Annotated in this window: 15 protein-coding genes and 2 pseudogenes; 8 read left to right on the top strand and 9 right to left on the bottom strand. The window is 61.2% G+C overall.

Annotation, left to right across the window (positions count from 1 at the left end; translation table 11 throughout):
• Nucleotides 1-5: 5 nt before the first annotated feature.
• Together SPYCW_RS00925 and SPYCW_RS00920 are read right to left on the bottom strand one after the other, a co-directional pair.
• A complete protein-coding gene (locus SPYCW_RS00925) occupies nucleotides 6-2,615 on the bottom strand; it encodes a TonB-dependent receptor (RefSeq protein ID WP_084758112.1) in 2,610 nt (869 codons plus the stop codon).
• 284 nt (nucleotides 2,616-2,899) lie between these two features.
• On the bottom strand, nucleotides 2,900-3,541 hold the full coding sequence (locus SPYCW_RS00920; protein WP_158213701.1) for a TetR family transcriptional regulator: 642 nt from the start codon (nucleotides 3,539-3,541) through the stop codon (nucleotides 2,900-2,902).
• 452 nt (nucleotides 3,542-3,993) lie between these two features.
• Here SPYCW_RS00920 and SPYCW_RS00915 point away from each other — a divergent pair, with 452 nt between their 5' ends.
• The gene (locus SPYCW_RS00915) at nucleotides 3,994-5,001 is read left to right on the top strand and encodes a DUF7064 domain-containing protein (protein ID WP_058801215.1); all 1,008 of its coding nucleotides are present in this window, start codon (nucleotides 3,994-3,996) and stop codon (nucleotides 4,999-5,001) included.
• 122 nt (nucleotides 5,002-5,123) lie between these two features.
• On the opposite strand, the gene SPYCW_RS00910 is transcribed toward SPYCW_RS00915, so the two are convergent.
• Nucleotides 5,124-6,260, bottom strand: coding sequence for a phosphotransferase family protein (locus tag SPYCW_RS00910; RefSeq protein ID WP_054586672.1), 1,137 nt, complete (start codon nucleotides 6,258-6,260; stop codon nucleotides 5,124-5,126).
• A 384-nt stretch (nucleotides 6,261-6,644) separates the two neighbouring features.
• On the opposite strand from SPYCW_RS00910, the gene SPYCW_RS19190 reads away from it, so the two are divergent.
• From SPYCW_RS19190 to SPYCW_RS00900, 3 genes are read left to right on the top strand one after another with little or no spacing between them, the layout of a single operon-like run.
• Entirely contained in the window at nucleotides 6,645-7,652 is a 1,008-nt protein-coding gene (locus SPYCW_RS19190) for a DUF7065 domain-containing protein (protein ID WP_054586671.1), read from the top strand.
• Nucleotides 7,649-8,779 carry a phosphotransferase family protein gene (locus SPYCW_RS00905; RefSeq protein WP_054586670.1) on the top strand — a complete coding sequence of 377 codons (1,131 nt, stop codon included), beginning with the start codon at nucleotides 7,649-7,651 and terminating at the stop codon, nucleotides 8,777-8,779. Before SPYCW_RS19190 ends, SPYCW_RS00905 begins: the two co-directional genes overlap by 4 nt.
• Before the next feature lie 39 nt (nucleotides 8,780-8,818).
• Nucleotides 8,819-9,820 (top strand): DUF7064 domain-containing protein, encoded by a 1,002-nt coding sequence (locus tag SPYCW_RS00900; protein ID WP_054586669.1) that lies wholly within the window; start codon nucleotides 8,819-8,821, stop codon nucleotides 9,818-9,820.
• Nucleotides 9,821-10,016: 196 nt separating this feature from the next.
• Here SPYCW_RS00900 and SPYCW_RS00895 read toward each other — a convergent pair whose 3' ends face one another.
• The gene (locus SPYCW_RS00895; RefSeq protein ID WP_120215215.1) at nucleotides 10,017-11,114 is read right to left on the bottom strand and encodes a phosphotransferase family protein; all 1,098 of its coding nucleotides are present in this window, start codon (nucleotides 11,112-11,114) and stop codon (nucleotides 10,017-10,019) included.
• A gap of 67 nt (nucleotides 11,115-11,181) precedes the next feature.
• A complete protein-coding gene (locus tag SPYCW_RS00890) occupies nucleotides 11,182-13,422 on the bottom strand; it encodes a TonB-dependent receptor (RefSeq protein WP_145985922.1) in 2,241 nt (746 codons plus the stop codon).
• 441 nt (nucleotides 13,423-13,863) lie between these two features.
• On the opposite strand from SPYCW_RS00890, the pseudogene SPYCW_RS00885 reads away from it, so the two are divergent.
• A pseudogene (locus SPYCW_RS00885) lies at nucleotides 13,864-14,080 on the top strand (ATP-binding protein); the annotation flags it as partial.
• Between the two features lie 210 nt (nucleotides 14,081-14,290).
• Here SPYCW_RS00885 and SPYCW_RS00880 read toward each other — a convergent pair.
• Nucleotides 14,291-14,611, bottom strand: a pseudogene (locus tag SPYCW_RS00880) (ATP-binding protein); the annotation flags it as partial.
• Nucleotides 14,612-14,912: 301 nt separating this feature from the next.
• The gene (locus tag SPYCW_RS00875) at nucleotides 14,913-15,248 is read right to left on the bottom strand and encodes a hypothetical protein (protein WP_120215213.1); all 336 of its coding nucleotides are present in this window, start codon (nucleotides 15,246-15,248) and stop codon (nucleotides 14,913-14,915) included.
• An 83-nt stretch (nucleotides 15,249-15,331) separates the two neighbouring features.
• Between SPYCW_RS00875 and SPYCW_RS00870 the strand changes: the two genes are divergently transcribed.
• The gene (locus SPYCW_RS00870) at nucleotides 15,332-16,258 is read left to right on the top strand and encodes a LysR family transcriptional regulator (RefSeq protein WP_120215212.1); all 927 of its coding nucleotides are present in this window, start codon (nucleotides 15,332-15,334) and stop codon (nucleotides 16,256-16,258) included.
• Between the two features lie 124 nt (nucleotides 16,259-16,382).
• The gene (locus tag SPYCW_RS00865; protein WP_120215211.1) at nucleotides 16,383-17,153 is read left to right on the top strand and encodes a sulfite exporter TauE/SafE family protein; all 771 of its coding nucleotides are present in this window, start codon (nucleotides 16,383-16,385) and stop codon (nucleotides 17,151-17,153) included.
• Between the two features lie 194 nt (nucleotides 17,154-17,347).
• Here SPYCW_RS00865 and SPYCW_RS00860 read toward each other — a convergent pair whose 3' ends face one another.
• A complete protein-coding gene (locus tag SPYCW_RS00860) occupies nucleotides 17,348-17,899 on the bottom strand; it encodes a hypothetical protein (protein WP_120215210.1) in 552 nt (183 codons plus the stop codon).
• 193 nt (nucleotides 17,900-18,092) lie between these two features.
• On the opposite strand from SPYCW_RS00860, the gene SPYCW_RS00855 reads away from it, so the two are divergent.
• Complete coding sequence (locus SPYCW_RS00855; protein WP_120215209.1) at nucleotides 18,093-19,229, top strand: beta-ketoacyl-ACP synthase III; 1,137 nt, start codon at nucleotides 18,093-18,095, stop codon at nucleotides 19,227-19,229.
• Nucleotides 19,230-19,324: 95 nt separating this feature from the next.
• Here SPYCW_RS00855 and SPYCW_RS00850 read toward each other — a convergent pair whose 3' ends face one another.
• Nucleotides 19,325-20,419 (bottom strand): calcium:proton antiporter, encoded by a 1,095-nt coding sequence (locus tag SPYCW_RS00850; protein WP_120215208.1) that lies wholly within the window; start codon nucleotides 20,417-20,419, stop codon nucleotides 19,325-19,327.
• Nucleotides 20,420-20,537: the final 118 nt, after the last annotated feature.

The following is a 20,537-nucleotide window of genomic DNA, read 5'->3' as shown; positions in this document are numbered from 1 at the left end:
GCGCCTCAGTTCGCGCCGAGCTTCATCGACAGGCGGATGCCATAGGTCCGTGGCGGCGAGAATTGTCCGGAAACATAGGCCCCCGTTGCCGCTGCGACGCGGCTGTAGGCATAAAGCTTGTTCGTGATATTCTCGGCGAACAATTGCGCCTGGAACCGATCGCCCGGCGACGACCAGCTCAGGCGGGCATTCAAGATCCAATAAGGCGCTTCGCGGGTTTGCGATTGGAAGGGCGCCTCCCCATTGAACACATCATGGAAGATTTGGCTGGTGTAGGCCGCTTCGCCCCGGAGGGTGAAGGCGCCGGCGTTCGCGGTCTCTATCCGCTGCTGCGCTCCGAAGTTGAGCTTCCATTCGGGGGCCCGGATAAGGCGGTTCCCTTTGATGTCGAGCGTCGCAAGGCCGAGCGGGTCCTGGAGAAGCTGGCTGCCATATTCGCTGTGGATCCACGAACCGGACCCATCGAGCGAGAATCCGGCAAGGCCGCGCGGCGCGAGCATATACTCGGCCTCGATGCCGTAAAGCGTCGCATCGGCGGCATTCCTGATCGTCGAGGAATTGTTGAGATAGGTCGTGAACTGGATGTCGCTGAAATCATAATAGAAGCCCGCCAAATTGACGCGCAGCTGATTGTCGGCGAGCGTCGACTTGAGCCCGGCTTCGTAGGACCAGAGGATTTCGGGGTTGAAACTCCCCGTGCATTCCGCCGGATTGAACCCCCCGGCCTTGTAGCCCCGCGACACCTTTCCGTAGAGCATCGCGCGATCCGAGAGGTCGAAATCCACCCCGGCCGTTCCGGTCCACGCGGTCCAGCTCTTCTTCGACTGGGTTTCGCACAAGGCCGCAGTCGGTACGAAGTTGGAGTGGAGCCGCCGGAAGACGTCCTTTTCATCGCGCGTGTAGCGAAGGCCCGCGGTCACCCGCAACCGATCCGCGATCCGGTAGGTGACTTGACCGAAGCCCGCCAGCGAGGAGCTTTTCTGCTCGGCACCGAAGCCCAGAAAGGCGACGGGCGTCGGTTGCCCGCCATAAAGGGTATTGCCGAGCAGCGGATCGGACCCGAGGAGGAGGAGATTGGGGATGAGAGGCTGCGACAGGTCGAAGACCGGTGGCGGTGCCGCGGTGCCCAGGCTGGCGGAGGCAATGATGAGATCGCCGAGCGAGGGCAGATAGATGTCCGCTTTCAGACTTGCGCGGTCGTGCAGGTAAAAGACTCCTGCGAGCCAGTCCAGCCGGTCGTCGAACGCCTTCCCCGAGATATTCACTTCCTGCGTGAACTGCTTCGAGGTTTGCTGGATCGGATCCTCGTAGAGAATGGCCGCACTGCTGCCGTCATTGTCGGTCTGGATGAACAATTTGCTGAACCGATAAGCCGTGATCGACTTCAGCGATACATTCCCGATGTCCCAGTCGAGTGTCGCACTGGCCCCGCGAAGATTGACTTCGGTCCGCGACGGAAAGTCATTGGCAATGCGGGTCGATTTGGTGGGATCGCCTCCACGCAGCCCGGGCTCCGAGAGGCCAAACAGGTCGGAGATGCTTCGATTCCCCAGCAGCGCGAGGTCCGAGGGCGACAGGAGGCCGGGAATTCCGGCGAGCGCGGTTCCCGGAAGGGAGAAAATTCCGGTCGGCGTTTCGGGTGAGATGCTCGACGGCGTCGGGAGCGCATCGATGAACTGCTGTACCGCGGACGTAACCTGCCGTGACATGTCGCCGCGCAAGGTCAGCTTGATGTCGCTCGACGGCTCGATAAGCAGCGCAGCCTGGCCGCTCAGATGGTCGTTGGCATCGTACCGCTTGCCGTCGAAGACATTGAAGCGGTAGCCGTCTCTCCGGTCATATTTCACCGAGACCCGTGCTGCCACCTTGTCCGGCACGATCGCACCGGTTGCCCCGGCTTCCACCGCGACGCGATCGTAATTTCCATAAGTGAAGGCAAGATTGGCAGCCGTGTCGTAGGACGGCGGCTTGGTGATGTAATTGATCGTCCCGCCGGTCGAATTGCGACCGTACAGGGTACCTTGCGGGCCACGCAGAACTTCGATGCGCTCGAGGTCGAAGCTGGGGACGCTCTGGGCAAAGAGCTGACCCATGTAGACGCCGTCCTGGAACGTCGCGACCGTCGGCTCGCCGGCCGTAACCGTCAGGTCGGAGCCGATGCCGCGCATCGAAAGTTGCGAGTAGCCGGTAAGCTGGGCGAACACCAGCGACGGAACATTGTACTGCAACTGCTGAACGCCGTTGATCTGCTGCTGCTCCAGCGTCTCGGATGTGAAGGCGCTGACCGCAACGGGCGTGCGCTGGAGCGACTCGCTTCGCTTCTGGGCCGTGACGATGATTTCGCCCAGCTGCGACGGTTCGTCGGCCGCAGGCGCTTCGGGCGCCGTTTGGGCCCGCGCTGCCCCAGCCCATGCCAACACGCCGATCGACGCACAAAGTGCCAGTGCCTTGCTCCGCATTCCAATTCCCTCCAGGAAGCCGTCTCGCGGCTCGCCGTCGGCAGCGCTGCTGCCGCGTCGATGGAGCCTGAGACGCGATGATGAGGGGATGAGGCCATCCGCGATAGCGCGCGCCGATCGATGCATCTGCCCATCCGGTCTCTTGCCGTAGCGCATTGTCAGCCTCCTCCCATTGACCGCCGGAGATTGCCTCCGTGCATTCGCGACCCCGAAGGTTCGCGAGCTTCATAGTGGTGGCATCATTAGGATTAATGTCAACGCAAAATATATATACGATCGTCCATATAGTTATAATTCGACCTTAGAGCGCCATCAGGGGTTGGGGCAAGCTTCTCCCGCGGCGCGTTCCTGCGCCTTGCTGTTCCGGGCATGGCAAAAGGAGACGTACGGCACGGCCGACGCCTTCGATATCGATCGGGCCAGTGCTGACCGGCAGTCGGCTAAGTTGCGGGACGCAGGCTCTTCACCACGGCGTTGGCGAGATAATTCGAATATCCTTGCTTCATGGGCTCGTCGATCGCGCCGATGCCGAAGATATGCTGCATTTGATAACGGCCATGGAAGAATTGATCGCAGGCACCGACGATGTGAAAATAAAGATGAAGCGGATCGACCTTTGCGAAAACTCCCGAGGCCTGCCCTTCGGCGAGGATGTTCCGGAGAATCGTTGCCGCCCGCTTGCTGAACTCCTCCGCGATCAGCGGACCGTAGGTTTCGGGCTCTTCGGTGACGAGTTGGTGGGTCAGCGGGTTGATGAACGGGTAAGTGAAATAGCTGTCGATCATCCCGCGAACGAAGCCCGACAGCTTCTCTTCAGGCGACAATTGTCGCTGCGAGAAGGCATCGAGCTTTGATATGTCGCCGCCCAGAACCGAGCGAAGCAACTCCATCATCAGCCCCGCCTTGTTGCCGAAATAGTAGCTGATCAGAGCAGAATTGAGATCGGCCCGCCGTGCAATATCGGCGAGCGAAACATCAATTGATCCTCGCTCAACCATGAGATTGGCCGTTGCCTCAACCAGCCGATCGCGCGGCGGGGTTTCCGGCTCGGCTGTCTTGGCCCGTCGGCCTCTTGGTTTCATCGCAGGCGCCCTCATCGATCTCCCCAGCGCTTCCTGAATTCGGTCCTGTCGTGCCGACAGGACTCAAGCATACCAGCCGCACCGGCTTTAACAATGGCATAGCGACCGCCTGGGCCGCGCGGCGATGCCAGTATTGCACTTGGAGACCGCGGCGCAGTCTCGCAGGTAGACCAGGCTCGAAAATGGCTTGAGGCGATAAAAACATCTCATGCTCTGTATCAGCGGTTCCCCGAGCCGCTCCGTCCTCGCTTTGCGCCACATCGCAAGATTGCCCACCTGGAGCCCTTGGCGCGCGGAATGACCGCACCGCCGAGATGCAAACTTGTCATCGTTTAATTAATCGAGTAATTTTAGGCTCGGACCGCGGCCGGCTCGATCCTGCGAAGATCGGGTTTTGATCCCGAATCCTGAGGCCTCGAGATGTTGAAGGTAAAAAAATAGTGGAGAGACCGATGAGCCTGTATTCTGCGATTGATTTGCCCCATCACCCTGGAAATCATCCGTTCTGGCAGGAATCCTGGGTATTGGTGTTTCGTGATCCGGACACTGGCCTCGTCGGCTTCCTGCGCACGGGATCCTATGTGAATCAGAAGACCACGCAGACGCATTGGGGGATGGCATTCCCCGACGGAACCCGCTTCCGTCGCCACCTGCTCGACCGTCCTCTGGAGGCAGGCGATCGAACCGATGTCATGGCCAGTTCCGGAACGATGCGATTCACGATTCCCGATATGGAATATTGTCGCTTCGAGGCGTTCGACGACGATGCGGAAGCGGACCTGCGCATCTATGATTGGTATCCTTCGCAGGAATGGGAGGTGGTCGGAGGACCGGGTCATGGAACATTGACTTCGGGAGGCGACGATCATGGCCACCCGGAAAGCGCCGGCCGGGTGGAAGGCCGCGTCCGGATCGGCGACCGGGTGGTCACGATCGAGAATGGCATCGGCTACCGCGATCATGGCTACGGACCGCGCCCGCTACCGATGTTTCGCTCGGCGCGCTGGCATGCCGGCACGGTGGGCGAGAAGCTGAGCTACTCGCTGCTCACGATGCAGGCCGAGGATGGCGCCTTCGCCAAGATGGGCTATGTGATGCTCGATGGAAAGCGCGAGCCTATCCGGGATTTCCATACCGTCAATTGCACGCTGGGCGACGGCCTCTCGTCGATCGGCGGCTGGACTGTGGCGCAGCTCGAGAACGGCCAGACCCTTCGTATCGACGTCGAAGCTGTCGATGGCGTCGTGACTTCCACAGACCTCAACAATGGCGGTCCGAACTCTTCTCCGGCAGGGATCGAAGTTCTGTCTATCCCCAGGTGGCAAGGCCTGGAGGGCGTGTGCGATTTCAACATGATCGATAATGCCCATCGCGGCAATCAGGCGGTGTCGCACCTCTTTCTCGCCAACACGAACGACGGAATTTCCCAGCGGGGATTTGACCCCTCCTGGCTCCGCTAAAAAAGGCAGGCGACCGCGTATGTAACTGCTGCGGTCGCCGCAGCCGCAAGGACTCGCGATCTCGCGAGCGTCGCAGTGCGGAGAGGACGCTCGGGGTCGAGCGAACAAGTGGACCCTAAATTTCAGTCGATCGTGCCCGACGGCGGCAGCAAAATCTCCAGTCCGACCCTGGCGGCCAAATCCGCGGCGATCTTCGGCCCGCGTTCGATGACTGGCAACAACTGGCGCAATATGGGCTCCGGGAAATGCCGGAACGTCAGCACGTTGATGACCGCCAGCCGATAGGCCGTAAACAGCTCGAAATAGGGCATGTTGCGAAGCTTGCGCCCCGACAGTCGCTCATATTCTGCAATCCGCTGCTGATAACTCAGCGTCCCTTCCAGAGCCGGGACATCATTCTGGATGATCTGGTCGCCCATATGCGTGAAACAGACATCGCATTCGGGCGTCCCGAGAAAGCTCATCTCCCAATCGACCACGGCCGACACCGCAGTCCCGAGATAGAGATAATTGCCGAAGTTCGCGTCGCCATGACACAGGACCGTATCAATGTCGGCCGGCTCATTTGCGACGAGCCAATCCCGGAGCGGTCGCAGCGCTTCGAGATAGGGCTTGCAGTCGGCATATTCGAGCGAATCCCAATACCAATTTACCTCGCGCTCGATCGGACGCGCACCCGCCGCGCGCTTTTCCAGCCATTCGAGCCCGAGCGCCCGCCAGTCCAGCGCATGCACGCGCGCGAGCGCTTCGAGATAGCCCAGTTGCATCTCGCGCCGCGCTGCCGGCTCAGCGTCGGCGATGATGCCCGAAGTCATCCAGGTCATCGGCGCGCTCGCCCCCTCGACCATTCCCATCACATAGCCCGGGCGACCGAGAAGGTTGCCGTCCGGATCGAGCCAGATCTGTGGCGGAACCGGCACATCGGTGGCTTCAAGCGCGCGCTGCAGGTTGAACTGCGCGGTGACGTCATAGGCGTGGAACAGGCCGCGCGTCGGCATGAAACGCAAGACGAGACCCGACGAGCGCGGCTCGCCGTCTTCGGTCCAGCTTGCCTCGAACAGAAGAGTTCCGTTCGAACCACCCGCAGCTGTGCCGACTTCGCGCACGTTGGCGACTCGGACGTCCGAGACTCCCGCCTGCGCGCCGATAAACTGCATGAGCCGGTCGCCCCATTGATCGGGAGTGGTTTCGGCGAACCGCGCACCACGCTGATGCTTGACGATAGCTGCGCCAATCTGATCGACATCGAGTTCCGACATGACTCTCCCGTTTCTGTTCTGCCGCGCGGCCGGCTCTCGACCGCAGGTTGGCGCCCATCGCCCAGGCGGGATCCTCGGGCGATCATCCGCGGTGCTCGAACGATTGTGCCATGTTTCGTGACCGCAGACGACGCTCCCGCAACGAGGGCGAAGCACCATCGGGCCGATTGAGCAGCGAAAGTCAACGGATAATTAATTGAATACCTAAAAAATTCGTGGCGCGTGCCCGCTGCCCGTTCCTCCGCCGCAACGCACCGTTAAACCCGCCGCAGCAGCAGCCCTGTTGACGGCGGAAAGAAAATATAATTAGATGAGTAATTAATGAACGAACGATTTCCCGGGTTTCGAGGAATCGCGCGCAATGCGCAATGAAGGGACGAGGCCATGGAAATTTCGAAACTGTCACCGCTGCCGGATGATGTCGAGCTTCCGCACGATCCTGGGGAAGATCCGCAATGGCAGGAAAGCATTGTCCTTGGCTGGGCCGATCCCTCCCAGGAAATCGGCGGCTTCATCCGGATCGGCCATCAACCGAACCTCGGCCTTACCCGGTCCTGCTTTGGCGTGACCTCGCGTAACGGGCTCAACTATTCCCGCACAGCTGAAGGGCTTCCCCTTCGCGAAGCCGACCGGTCCGTCGACACGTTCCATGCCGATGGTTTCCAGTCCGCCACATTCGGCGTCCGCTCAAGCCGGTGGCGTGCCAGCGACGAGAATGTCGATCTCGATATCCAGGTCCGCGATGTGCACGCACCCTATGATTTCTGGGACCTCACTGGCATGCGGAACGAAACGAGCCGCGTGATGGCAGCCAATCATCTCCAGGCCGGCGGCACTTTTTCCGGGTCCGTTCGGATCGGCGACGAGCCCGAGCGCGCCATTTCGGGCTTTACCTATCGCGACCATAGCTGGGGCCCACGGCACATGGATAACCCCAATGCCGACATGTCTGCCGCCTGGTGGCTCGTGGGCTCGCTTGGTGAGGATTTTTCTTTTGGCTTCGGCGGCGGGCGTATGCGCTCCGGGCTCGAAAGTCTTTTCGGCTATATCGTAAAGGATGGCGAAGTGGACACCGCCGTGATCGAGGATGCGTCCGTGCTGATGGCATTTGACGGGCTATCCAATCGGGGCGGAACCGTCGTGGCCGTTTCGGAAAAATTTGGCCGGCTGACGTTCGAGGCCGAAGGATATGGCAATGTCTGGCTGGAACTTGGTCAGAAGCATTTCGAGATGGCGATGCCATGCACAATACGTTGCGGCAATCGCACGGGCGGTGGCCTCATCGACACGATCTTGAACCCACGCAATGGAACCGATCGTCCGACCTTCGTGGCGAGCGGCAGACTCGACAACGGTCTTTACCGCAGCCGGGCCGGGTTGAATCATCCATGAGCGGCTCGCAGACGATCGACCGCGAGGCGATGCGGAAAGGCCTTCGGGCCTGGCTGCGGCAGAAATTCGCCGAACTGGGCGACCTGACCTTGTCGCCCCTGCGTTTTCCCAGCGGCACGGGTAACTCCGCTGAAACGATGTTCGCTACCATGGCTTATGAAGCCGATGGCGAACATCGTGAACGCGCACTCGTCATCAGGCGACAACTCGCCGGGACGGACCTTTTCCTGGACGCCGATATCAGGCTGCCGCACCGGATGATGGAGGCGCTCGCGCTCCACCCCCATATTCCTGCCCCGCGCGCGCTCGGTGTCGAACCCGACCCGGCGCCGATCGGGAGCCCCTTCCTCGTGATGGAGGCGATCGAAGGACGGGTCGTTGACCAGGTGCCGAATTATAACGTCGAAGGGTGGCTCGCCGATTTGCCGATCGAACAGCGACGCGACATATGGCTGCGAGCGATCGGAACGCTGGCGCGGCTCCACCGGATCGACTGGCGGCAAGGCTTTTCCTTTCTGGACGACCGCCAGCGGGGCGAACCCGGCATCGATCAGTTCCTTGCCTGGACCAGAGACTGGTATATCTGGGCCAAAGCTGGTCGCCGGCTCGAAGTTGCCGACGCCGCCCTCGACTATCTCATGGCAAACAAGCCCCGGGACACCGATGTCAGCGTCCTTTGGGGCGATCCGACACCTGCCAATATGATGTTCGGACCCGACCTCAGCGTAGCAGCCCTGATCGACTTCGAAATGGCTTCCCTCGGTCCCGGCGAAGCAGATCTCGCATGGTGGCTCGAGGCCGAGGAAAATTTCTCGACGCTGTCGGGGGTAGCGCGGCTCGAGGGTCTGCCAAGCCGCGCCGAGATCATCGCCCATTACCAAGCCGAACGCGGTCGGCCGGTTGCCGATCTGGACTATTATTCGATGCTCGCCTGGTTCCGCATGAACATCGTGGGAATTCGCTTCTCGGATCGCCTCGTCGGCGAAGGGCGGATGCCAGCGGGGACGGACGTGCTGACAAACAATCCCGCGACGATGCTGATGGCGCGCAAACTCGGTATGCCGGACGCATCGCCGGGCGAAGGTTTCATGGCGATGGTCAATGGCATGGCCGGTGCGGGGGCGTGATCTTTAGTCATTACAAACAGAAAAGAAGGGATTGAGGTAATGGAAGCCGTGTTCTCGGATCATTGGGATTGCCCGCACCAGTTCAGCGACGAACCTAGCTGGCAGGAGAGCGATTGCTACTGGTTCTATGATGTCAAATTGGGCGTGGGAGGCTTCCATCGCATCGGCCAGAAGCCGAACAAGGGCACGGGCCAGCTGATGCTGTTCGTCTTCAAGACGGGCGGTGAACGCTTTGTCCTCAACAGCGCCCCGCGCAACGAGGTAAAATTAGGTGCGGACGCGCGCCAGTCCCGCAAGCAGGTCGTTGGCAGCCACACGGCCGAGGCTCTCGGCGACGGCAGGATGCGCTACACCTGGGACGAGCCTGAGTCTTCGGCTGATATCGAATTTTACGAGAGCTTCTATACACCGCGCAACTGGCCGTCGGGCAAGAATACAGAGCATTTCGAAGAAGCTACCAATTCCGATGGTCACCTCGAATGCGGCGGCCGCATTCGCGGGAAAGTCCGAATTGGCGACAATGAATATGAAATTGACGCTCTTGCCCATCGCGACCGGTCATGGGGGAAGCGCAGCGACAGCGCGCCCATGATGCATCGATATCGCATGTATACCGGCACCTGTGGTTCCGAACTCAGCTTCGCGGGCTTCTTTCTCGATTTCAACGAAACGACCCCGATGACAATGGGCTTCGTCGATCGCAACGGCAAGCAGGAGGCGATCACCAACCTGCGGGTTGCCGTGACCTTTGATTATGATGGCCTGACTCCGCTCGGGAGCATCGGCATCATGACGCTTGAGTCCGGCGAGCAGCTCAGGATCGAATCCAAGGTCGTTCAGGGGTTCCTCACACCTCTGCCGGCGATGGGCACATTCTCGCAGGACAATATCTCGACCTTTGAATATGGCGGGAAAACAGGGTTCGTCGATCTCGAAATGTGTACGAATCCTGGCCGGGGTTCATATATCCCGAACCAGGCGGACGTCAGTTTTCTTGCGATTGCCGAGGGGCTCAGCAAGGCCGAGGATTATATTATTTGAATCGACGTGGGTTGCCGGCGCCCGGAAAAGGCGCCGGCACGGCGACGCCCAGCCGGCAATCGCGTTTGAGAATGCGCGAAAGTGCCGGACCCGATGCTAATGATAGAGGGGCCGCGCAGCTGGCAAGCTGCGCGGTCCCTGTCCATTGTGTTGCTTCTCGGGCCGGGTGCTGTCCGCCATGCCCCGATCCGCGGCGTCAATCGCCGTATATGCGTTTCGCGTTGGCGAGTTCGGCATGAAGGTGGGCGAGATAATAGGTCCAGACCTGTTCGAAGGCTGGCTGGAAGCTCCGCCCCGATAGCAGGATGCACTGCGTCTTGAAGAGAGGAAACAGTTTGAAAAAGTCATAATGTTCCGCCGGAGCGCCGGCCTCTTCCTCGAACCGAGCAAGATATTCTGCCTCGGTCGGTGTCCCGTCGACATGCTTGTCGAGCTGTTTCATCGTCTCGGTGAGGAAGACGATGAGCGCAAGGTCGGCCTCATTATGGCCGAGATAGGCGAGTTCCCAATCGAGCACCGCCGCAAGCCGCCCGTCGCGAAACATCACATTCGCGATCTGGGAATCGCCCTGTACAAGCGTTCCCTCGCGAACGGCTGGCTGGTGCGCGACCATCCAGCGGTGAGCCTCGACGATGGGCTCGAGCTTCGGATCGTCCGGCTCGGAGCTTAGCCTTGCTTCCGCGAGGAACCAGTTGAGTTCGCGTTCGATATCGGTTTCACCGCTTCCGCGCGCGAGCAGATGCGGCAGTTCGTCGCGTCCGATCGCCTCGCGGCGCAGGCGACCATGAAAGCCAGCGGCCTCGAGCATCATCGCCTTGCGCGCTTCCGGACTGACGTCGGCGAGCGGCCCCTTGGAGTACATTGCGGACGCGGGAGGCGTGCCCTCGATCCGCGCCATGACGAAAGACGGATAGCCGACAGCGGAACCGTCCGCGTCAAGCCATAGCGGCTCGGGCACGGGCAGACCGCGCTTGTATGCCGCGACGAGAGTCAGGAACTCGTCAGAAAAGCTCTTCTGCTTGATCATGGTCGTGCCAGGTGCGTAACGCGCGACCATGCCTTCCCGGCGACGCTCGCCGCTCCGCCCGAACTCGGCCGTGAACAACAGGATGCCGTTACTGGCACCGGATGATTGCGGGACAATGAAATTGCTGAGCGTGACGGGGGGTTCGATGCCGGGCTGCGCAGCAATGAAGGCTGCCAGCCGATCTGCGTCAATTTCCGGGTAGCCCGACTTCGCAGCCGCGACCGACTTGTCGTAGAACCCCTGCAATTCTTCAGTTTCCGCACTCATTTCAAATCAACTTTCCGTGTTCAATATTCTTCGGCGACGGGCCGGCCCGCAGGCCGGCCCTGGTGCCTCAGCGGATTTTCAGTGCCAGTTCCACACCATAGGTGCGTGGCGGATTATAGACCCCCGTGACCCCATTGAGCTGCACCACAGTCCCCTGGATATAATTTGTCTTGGTGATGTTCCGGACAAAGCCACGCACGGTGACCAAATCATTGGGTTCGTACGTCACGAATGCATTATACAGTTCATATGCCTTCTGCCGCAGCGAGGGATCATTATATTCGCGGAGGCGGTATCCGCTTGTAAAATAGGCCTCGCCGCGAAGCGTGATCTTGCCCGAACCGACGGGAAATTCGAGTTGCGTGCCGATCGTACCGGACGCACCCGGAGCCTTGTTGAGAGCCCGTCCCGCCAAATCGGTACCATCGGGCTCGCCAAAGATCGCGCCACCCGTCGACAGGAAGCGCTTATATTCGCTGTGTACGAAGCTCGCGTTGCCATCGAAGCTCAGCATATCATTGACCTGCAGCCGCCCGTCGATGTCCAGCCCGTAGATCTCGCTTTTCGGAGCGCCTACGACATTGGTCCCGAATATCGTCGACTGCTCGACCGAGATATTCTTGTAATCATAGTAGAAGGCCGAGAGGTTAAGCGTCGCACGCCTGTCAAGAAACCGCGTCTTGAGTCCCGTCTCGATGGCGTTGACCGTTTCCGGTTTATACTGATTGCCGCAGGTACTGTTGGAAAAGCCGCCGGACTTGTACCCACGCGACAACTGCCCATAGGCCATGACATCGTCCGACAGATCATGCTGCAGGCCTATGCGTCCCGTAGCCGACCAGTCGGTCACGCGCTGAAGCGGTGCGCCCGGACTGCAATCGGTCTGAACGACCGTGCCGCCGGGAAGCTGGAACGTCACCAACAGATCATTTTGCGACCGCTCGTAAAGACCCCGGACGCCACCAAACAGCCGGGTAGCGTCGCTCACGCTGATCGTGGCATCTGCGAATATGGAGGCGCTTTCGCGCTTCGAGCGGCCGTTGGACACACGGATGAGTGCGGACGGGCTGCCAAGCAGCCGTCCGTCGAGGGTAACTGAGCCGGTCGTTCGGTTGATTTCATTATAGTAAAAGGCCCCCACCAGCCAGTCCACCGGCCCACTGTCGCCCTTGAGGTTGAATTCCTGTGAGAAGGTCGAAACCCGGACACCCTGGGCGATCGGAATGGTCAGATTTGCAAAGATCGGGTCATTCGGATTTCCTTGCGCCAACGAGTCCAGCGAATTGTAATTGACGCGCAGGCGAGAAGCGCCGGTGATCGAGACAAGATTTACGTTGCCGCCGAGATCGAACGTGTTTTTCAGCGATGCCAGCGCGATGGACCGATTGCCGTCAAAAATGAGCGGTGAGTTCAACCGGCGAGGGGTGACGATCGTATCCTGGATCGGCAAGGACAGGCGGTTGAGGTCATAGGGCTGACGCACCGGGCCGTTGCTGGCTTCGCGCCGGTAGGTCAGGCGCGCTTCCATATCCCACCCGGGCGACACGTCGGCGTCGATACCGAAACGGCCACCGATGTAGCGCAGATCGTCGAGATCCTGGCCGGTCTGGAGATTCTTGACATAGCCATCGCGTTGGCCACCTTCGATGTAGAGCCGCGCGCGCACTCCGTCGCTAAGCGGGCCGCTGACATAAGCCGAGCCTTTGAGGTCGTCATAATTCCCGTAGCCCGCCGTAACGCCCGCTTCGAACTCGCGGGTAGGCGCCGCCGATATGAAGTTGACGATACCCGCCGTGGAATTCTTGCCGTAAAGTGTCCCTTGCGGGCCACGCAGCACTTCGATCCCGCCAAGGTCGAACTGGCCGAGGCCAGCGCCCTGAGGGCTCGAAAGATAGACGCCGTCGAGATGCAAGGAGACCGAATTTTCGCCCGCGCCGGTCGTGAAGGTGGTGCCGACGCCGCGAATGGAAATGTTGGAGTTGCCGGAAACAGGGTCGAACTTGAGGCCCGCAACCGCCCCCTGAAGCTCTTCAAGACCGCCAATCTGGCGATCCTCGATCATGCCCGCGTCGAGCGCGTTAATTACTGCAGGAACATCTTGGAGATTCTGGGACCGCTTCTGAGCTGTCACAATAATTTCGTTTAGCCCCGTCGAACTTCCATCGGTGTTGGCCGAGGCATCACGGCTTGCTGGCGCCTCGCTTCCCTCGATAGTGTCAGCCGCGCTGGCAGACGTCGATACACCGAGCATGATGCCCGCCATTGCCAACGCGGACACTGTGGCAAGCTGGTTTGATCGATTAATCACTTCAGTCTCTCCCTTCCCATTCGCGCGTCTCGGCGCGCATCCTTATTTTTGCGGGCTGTGATCTTTGAGGCGCAGACATGCAGCGTGCCCAGCGGCTAAGCGGTAGGCGCCGCACACCCGGCTAAAATCTTCAAAAATATATGATTTTCCATCCTCCCGTCGACTAGCTCAAGCCAGCCCCGAAACCCGCATAGTTTCAACTGGTCTGCGCCAGCATTCAGGCATAAATCCCCCAAGTGGTCATAATTGTCAATATAATAACGTTTTCGCCCAGTTTGCTTTTCAATTCGCCCCTTGAGTTGGGCTGATTGATCGGAAAATGAAGTTTGATCGCACCCCGCAAAGCGCTCGATCCTGATTTGCCGGCAGACTTGTCCGCGCCGGAAACGCAGCATCCGCCACATCAGAAATGGCAACACGCCGCTAAGAGGGACCTGGGCCGGCAAGATCGGGACCTTGGCAAAGCAGTTGTTACGGCTCGACCTGATGCTGCTCGATAAGCTTGGATATCCGCCCTTCAGACGAAGGGAGGGCGCTGCTCCCTCTGATCAGCAAGGCCTATGAGCGCTTCAGTGTGCACATCACTACAAACCCCGCGTTAGCAGACTGGCCCATCATCTTCGGTGATCCCAAGATGACTACGGCGCTGCTCGACCGCGCGATCTCGTCAGGACCGGGGAGGAAAGCCAGCGATGTCAAACGGCGTTCAAAAGGGACCCCCGATCGGCGTCGAAGAGGGACCCCTTTTTCGGATATGATGCTGGTTAGTTGAGGGTCGCCTTGCGCTGCGTGCGGCGGAGGGCGGGCGTAGCCCGACCGGAGGCGCGCGCAGCGCAAGATAGATTTTTGAAGGCGCCGAAGGTGGCGGTCAGCTGCGGTTTTTGAAGCGCCAGCTGTCGTTGCCCGTCTCGATGATATCGCAGTGGTGGGTGACGCGGTCGAGCAGCGCCGTAGTCATCTTGGGATCACCGAAGACGGTGGGCCACTCGCCGAAGGCGAGGTTGGTGGTGATGATGACGCTGGTGCGCTCATAAAGCTTGCTGTTGAGGTGGAACAGCAACTGCCCTCCGGAGCGGGCGAACGGCAGATAACCGAGCTCGTCGAGCACGATCAGGTCGAGCCGCGACAGCTGCGCCGCCAGGGTCCCCCCCTTGCCGATCCGGGTCTCCTCTTCGAGGCGTGTCACCATCGACGCGAGCCTTTGTGCCGTGGGCACGAGGTTTTTACGCCCTAGAATCCGGTGATTGCTGGGTGATTGCTGGGTGATTGCTGGTTGGATTACCACTGGGATTATTCCCCATAAAATCTATATTTTACAATATTTTAATTGAATAGGGGCATGAAATCTGGTATTTCCGCTACCGGCGCCGCTAATCACCAAATTCGCGACGCACATACAAATGGGGCGGCCTCGTTATGAGTGCCGCCCCAGTTTAGTGGAACCGTCGGGGAGAGGGAGAGGACGGTCCGGAGATTGGTGTCAGTATGTCTTAGCGCGAAGCCATGCGGCTTTCGGTTTCGACTTCGGCGACGCCGGCAATCTTGAGCGCGGCGCGGAACTGCTTGGCGGCGGCGCGTTCATTGCCCGCTTCGCACAGCTTCTTGCCGGTCGAAACGAAGCGCTTGGCGCTCGCCTGCTTGCCGCCTTCGACGCCGGTCGCGGCGACATGGGCCTGTTCGGCCAAGCCAGCGCAACGATAGTCGCCGCCCGACTGGGCGTAAGCGGGGGTTGCGGTTGCCATCAGGCCGGTGAACGCCAGCGCCGAGGCGGCGACAATGGCGAAAGCGGCAGGAAAGCGGCGGAAAGAGGAGATCTGATAGGCCATGGGAGAGATTCCTTTCGTTTTGTTGTGCAACCTTTTTAGGCGCGGTTGCGCAGATAGATAATCCTCTATAATCTGCAAGTGCTTTGAAGCAGGATTTAACAATCCCCCATGGGGCGCTCGACGGGATCGAAGCTTTCCTGCGCGTCGCGGAAAGGCGCAGCTTTTCCGCCGCCGCATCCGACCTCGGGGTATCCCCCTCGGCGATCAGCCAGACAATCAAGGGGCTGGAGGCGCGCGTCGGGGCGCCCTTGTTCATGCGCACGACGCGCAGCGTCGGGCTGACCCAGGCGGGCGAGATGTTCTTCGAGCGCGCCGCCCCTGCCTATTCGGGACTAGCCGAGGCCTATGAAGCCGCCCGCAACCTGGGCAACCGGCCCGCCGGACGGCTGCGCATCAACCTGATGCGCGGCGCGATCCAGCCAATGTTCGAGCCGATCCTGGCGGGTTTTTGCGACGCGTACCCCGAAATCGAGCTGGAGATTTTTGGCGATGACGGCCTGAGCGACCTCAGCGCCGGGGGCTTCGATGCCGGAGTGCGGATGGGCGAATCGCTCGACGCGGATGTGATCGCGGTGCGGCTGACGTCGCCGTTCCGTTTCACCGTCTTTGGCGCCCCAAGCTATTTCGAGCGGCATGGCCGTCCGCGCGATCCGGCTGACCTGCGCCATCACCGCTGCGTCCGGTTGCGGCTCGCGAGCGGGGGATTGCTGCCCTGGTCGTTCATGGAGGGCAATCGCGAAGCCGAAGTGCCGGTAACCGGCCCGGTGATCGTCAACGAACAATCGGCGATGATCATGGCGGTGCGCAGCGGCGTCGCGCTGGGCATAACTGCCGAACCGGTGCTCAAGGAACATATCGAGCGCGGCGAGCTGGAAGTCGTCTTGGGTGAACGTGCCGTGTCGACCGCGGGGCTGTTTCTTTATTACCCGAGCCGCAAACAGGTCATGCCGAAACTGCGCGCGTTCATCGACTACGCGCGCGACCATCTGCCCGACGACCTGAGCCGCTGACCCGCCGCCGACCGCTCCATTGGGCGCGCAAACAAATCCCTTCATCGGCAGCAGAAAAATTGGACTCGCATCGCGCGCCGAATCCCGGCAGCAGGTTGTCAACTAAAAGGGTTGGGATGATTTGATGAGCGAATTTTTTGCGACGATCGACTTTACCGCCCTGCTGCCCTTCATCCTGATTGGCTTTGCCGCGCAGCTGGTCGATGGCGCGCTGGGCATGGCGTTCGGCGTGATCTGTAACACGCTACTCGTCGCAGTCCTTGGTGTACCCCCGGCGACCGCGTCGGCGCGCATCCATGTCGTCGAGATTTTCACGACCGGCGCGTCGGGGCTGAGCCATTTGTTCCACCGCAACATCGACTGGCCGCTGTTCTGGCGGTTGTTGATTCCGGGCGTGATCGGCGGGGTGCTGGGCGCCTATGTCCTGACCTCGCTGCACGCCGATGTCGTGAAGCCGTTCGTCCTTGGGTATCTGGTGCTGATCGGCGTGTGGCTGCTGGTGCGCGGCCTGCTTTACCCGCCGAAAATCTCGAAGCCGAAGGTCGTTGCCCCGCTGGCGGTCGTCGGCGGCTTTCTCGACGCCGCGGGCGGTGGCGGCTGGGGACCGGTCGTGACGTCGAACCTGCTGGTCCAGGGCGGCGAACCGCGCAAGATCGTCGGCACCGTCAACAGCGTCGAATTTTTCCTGGCCGTCGCGGTATCGGTCGCGTTTATCGCCAATCTGGGGTTCGAGGAAATCCTGGGCCCGACATTGGGCTTGATCATCGGCGGTGTCGCCGCGGCGCCGCTGGGAGCCTATATGGCCAAGCGCTTTTCGCCCAAGGTGATGCTGGTCATGGTCGGTGTGGTGCTGACCGCGACGAGCGCGTTCGGGCTGTATCGGGCGTTGATTTGATAGAGCCGTCGGTTACGGAACCCTGATCCTCCCTGTGGCGAAGCCATTGGGAGGTGGCGGCGCGAAGCGCTGACGGAGGGGCTGTTGCGCTACCGTCGTCGCCCCTCCACCGTCGCCTGCGGCGACGGTCCCCCTCCCCATCGCTGCGCGACAGGGAGGATTTAAGATTCGCTACCCGTTGGCCCGCCAACCACTCAATTCGCCGGCTTCGTCTCGTCGATCTTTTCGACCCATTCCGGGTAAAAGCTCGGCTCGCGTGCCGACCAGCCCGGTGCGGTCGCGGCGGCTTCGCTGATCGACTGAAGCAGCAGGCGGCGCTTGTCGGGATGCAGGTGCGGCAGCGACGCGGCGGCACAGAAAGCACCGGGCAGCCACGGCCGCGCATGCGCGCCGAGCAGGCGTTCGTAGAGGAAACGGTAGGAGGCAAAGCCCGGCAACCGGTCCTGCCCGAGGTCAAACGCCGACACCGCGACGAGCGGCGCCATGAAGCCTTCGAGCGCGTCAAGGCCGCTGTCGTCGGGAATATGGGCGCGAATGTCGGTGATCCGCTGATAGACGCGCGCTTGGACGCGGATCGCGGTTTCCTCGACCATGTCGCGCGACCAGCGGGCGATCGCATCTTCGCGTTCCAGCCCAATGTCGAGCGAGCGGCGGATATACCGCTGCGTCGCCGCAGGGAAGCCTGCAAATTCCTTGATTTCCGCAATCGACAGATCACCGGCTGCCGGTCCCGAACGCGTCGCCATGGTCGTGCTCCTGCACGGCGCCCGGGGAGCCATCCCCCCGGAGGCCTGCAACTCTGCAATGTGCCACTAAAACAGTTAGCGGCGGGTTAACCATGGTGTCGGCGATCGTTCAGCCAGTCGAGGGGCGTTGCGCGGCGGCGCGAGCGGGCCTAATCAGCGTGCCTTGAAACCATAAGACACTTGCAGGTCCATCATGTCGCACACACCGCAGCCGGTCATTTCCACCACCGGCCTTTTCACCCCCGCCGAGCGTATCGCCAACGAAGAACTTGTCGCAAGTTTTAACGCCTATGTTGCGTTGCACAATAGGGAAAATGCCGCCGCAATCGCGACCGGCGAAATCGTCGAACTGGCTGAATCGAGCGTGGAATTTATCGAAAAGGCGAGCGGTATCGGATCGCGCTTCGTCGTCGACAAAGCGGGCATATTGGACCCCGAGCATATGGCGCCGCGGCTGCCCGAACGCAGCAACGACGAGCTGTCGATGATGGCCGAAATCGGCGTTGCGGCAGCCAAGGACGCGCTGGCGCGCGCCGGGCGCAACGCGGCTGACGTCGACGCGGTGCTGTGCGCGGCGTCGAACATGCAGCGCGCCTATCCCGCCATGGCGGTCGAGATCCAGGATGCGCTGGGCATCGACGGTTTCGGTTTCGACATGAATGTCGCCTGCTCGTCGGCGACCTTCGGGATCCAGACCGCCGCCGATTATATTCGCGCGGGCCATGCCCGTAGCGTTCTCGTCGTGAACCCCGAAATCTGTTCGGGGCATTTGAACTGGCGCGACCGCGACAGCCATTTCATCTTTGGCGATGTCGCCACCGCGATCCTGGTCGAAGACAAGGCGATTGCGCCCGCGGGGCATTGGGACATTCTCGGGACGAAACTGAAAACCGTCTTTTCGAACAATATCCGCAACAATTTCGGCTTCCTCAACCGCGCCCACGGCGGGATCGACCAGGACGGGCCGAAGACCGACAAATTGTTCGTCCAGGAAGGCCGCAAGGTGTTCAAGGAGGTGGTGCCGATGGTGGCGAACATGATCGTCGAGCAGATGGAGGTGCTCGGGCTGGAGGGCAGCGACATGCGCCGCCTGTGGCTGCATCAGGCAAACACCAACATGAACCGGCTGATCGCGCAGCGCGTGCTGGGTCACGAGGCGAGCGAGGACGAAAGCCCGACGGTGCTCGACACCTATGGCAATACATCGAGCGCGGGGTCGATCATCGCCTTTCACCTGAACCATGAAGACATGGCCCCCGGCGATACCGGGCTGATCTGCTCGTTCGGGGCGGGCTATTCGGCGGGGACGGTGTTTGTGCGGAAGACCTGAAGTGGAAAATCGTCGCCCCCGCGAAGGCGGGGGCCGCTGTCGGCGTAGCCTATGGTTGCTGGCGGCCCCCGCCTTCGCGGGGGCGACGATCCCCGTTACGGCACAAATGTCGTGAACAAATAGATCGCGAACAGCATCAGGTGGATCACCCCCTGCAGCACGGTGGTGCGACCGTTCGCCAGCGTCTGTGACGCGACGATCAGCGACAGGAACAACAGCACGGTCGATTTGGCGTCAAGGCCGAGGCTGATCGGCAGGTCGGTGATGATCGACAGCACCGCGACCGCGGGGATGGTGAGCCCGATCGTCGCAAGCGCCGACCCCAATGCAAGGTTGAGGCTCGTCTGGAGCCGATCGGCCTTGGCGGCGCGTACCGCGGCGAGCCCTTCGGGCGCGAGGATCAGCGCCGCGATCAGCACGCCGAGCACCGCGGGCGGCGCGCCCCAATCGGCGAGCAGCGCGCCCATCACCGGCGACAAATTCTTGGCGAGCAGCACCACCGCGACGAGGCTGGCAAGCAACAGCGCGCCCGAAATGGCCGTGCGCTGCAAACTCGGCGGTTCGGCATGCGTGTCGGGCACGCCGTCGCCGTCGATGTCGATATCGGCATCGGGCAGGAAATAGTCGCGGTGGCGGACGGTCTGGACCAGCGCAAAGGTGCCGTAGAGGATCAAGGACACCACCGCGACGAAGCCGAGCTGGGTCGCGGAGTAAAACGGGCCGGGAATGCTGGAGGTGAAGTTCGGCAGCACCAGCGTGACGACGGTGAGCACGGTGAGCGTCGCGAGCGCGGCACCGATACCGGTACGCTGGAACCGCTGCTCGTGATGACGGATAGCACCGCTCAGAAGGCAGAGCCCCATCAGCAGGTTGATGATCACCATCACCGCCGCGAATACCGTGTCGCGCGCCAGCGTCTGCGCCTTTTCGGGTTCGGCCTGCATGAGCGTCAGGATCAGTCCGACTTCGATCACCGTCACCGCGAGCGCGAGGATGAGGGTGCCGAAGGGTTCGCCGACGCGGTGCGCGATAACCTCAGCATGATGGACCGCCGCGACGACGGCGCCCATCAGGATGATCGCCACCATCCACGCGTTGAGCGGCATCGCTAGGCTTGCCATCGCGGCGATGAAGCCGAGGATCGGGAAGAGATCGTTGGTGCGGTCGGCGAGGCGGAGTTTGGAGGTCATGGGCTTCTATTGCAGCCCGGCTCGGCGGGCGCCACCCCCTAGCTTGTGATCCCTCCCAACCTCGTCATCCCGGCGAAGGCCGGGATCTCTTCGGTGCAGATGAAAGCGACGGCGAGAG

It is taken from the genome of Sphingopyxis sp. EG6 (assembly GCF_003609815.1).
GTDB lineage: Bacteria > Pseudomonadota > Alphaproteobacteria > Sphingomonadales > Sphingomonadaceae > Sphingopyxis.
Note: the sequence above shows the minus strand (reverse complement) of the source record. Positions and strands in the feature narration are given on the sequence as shown.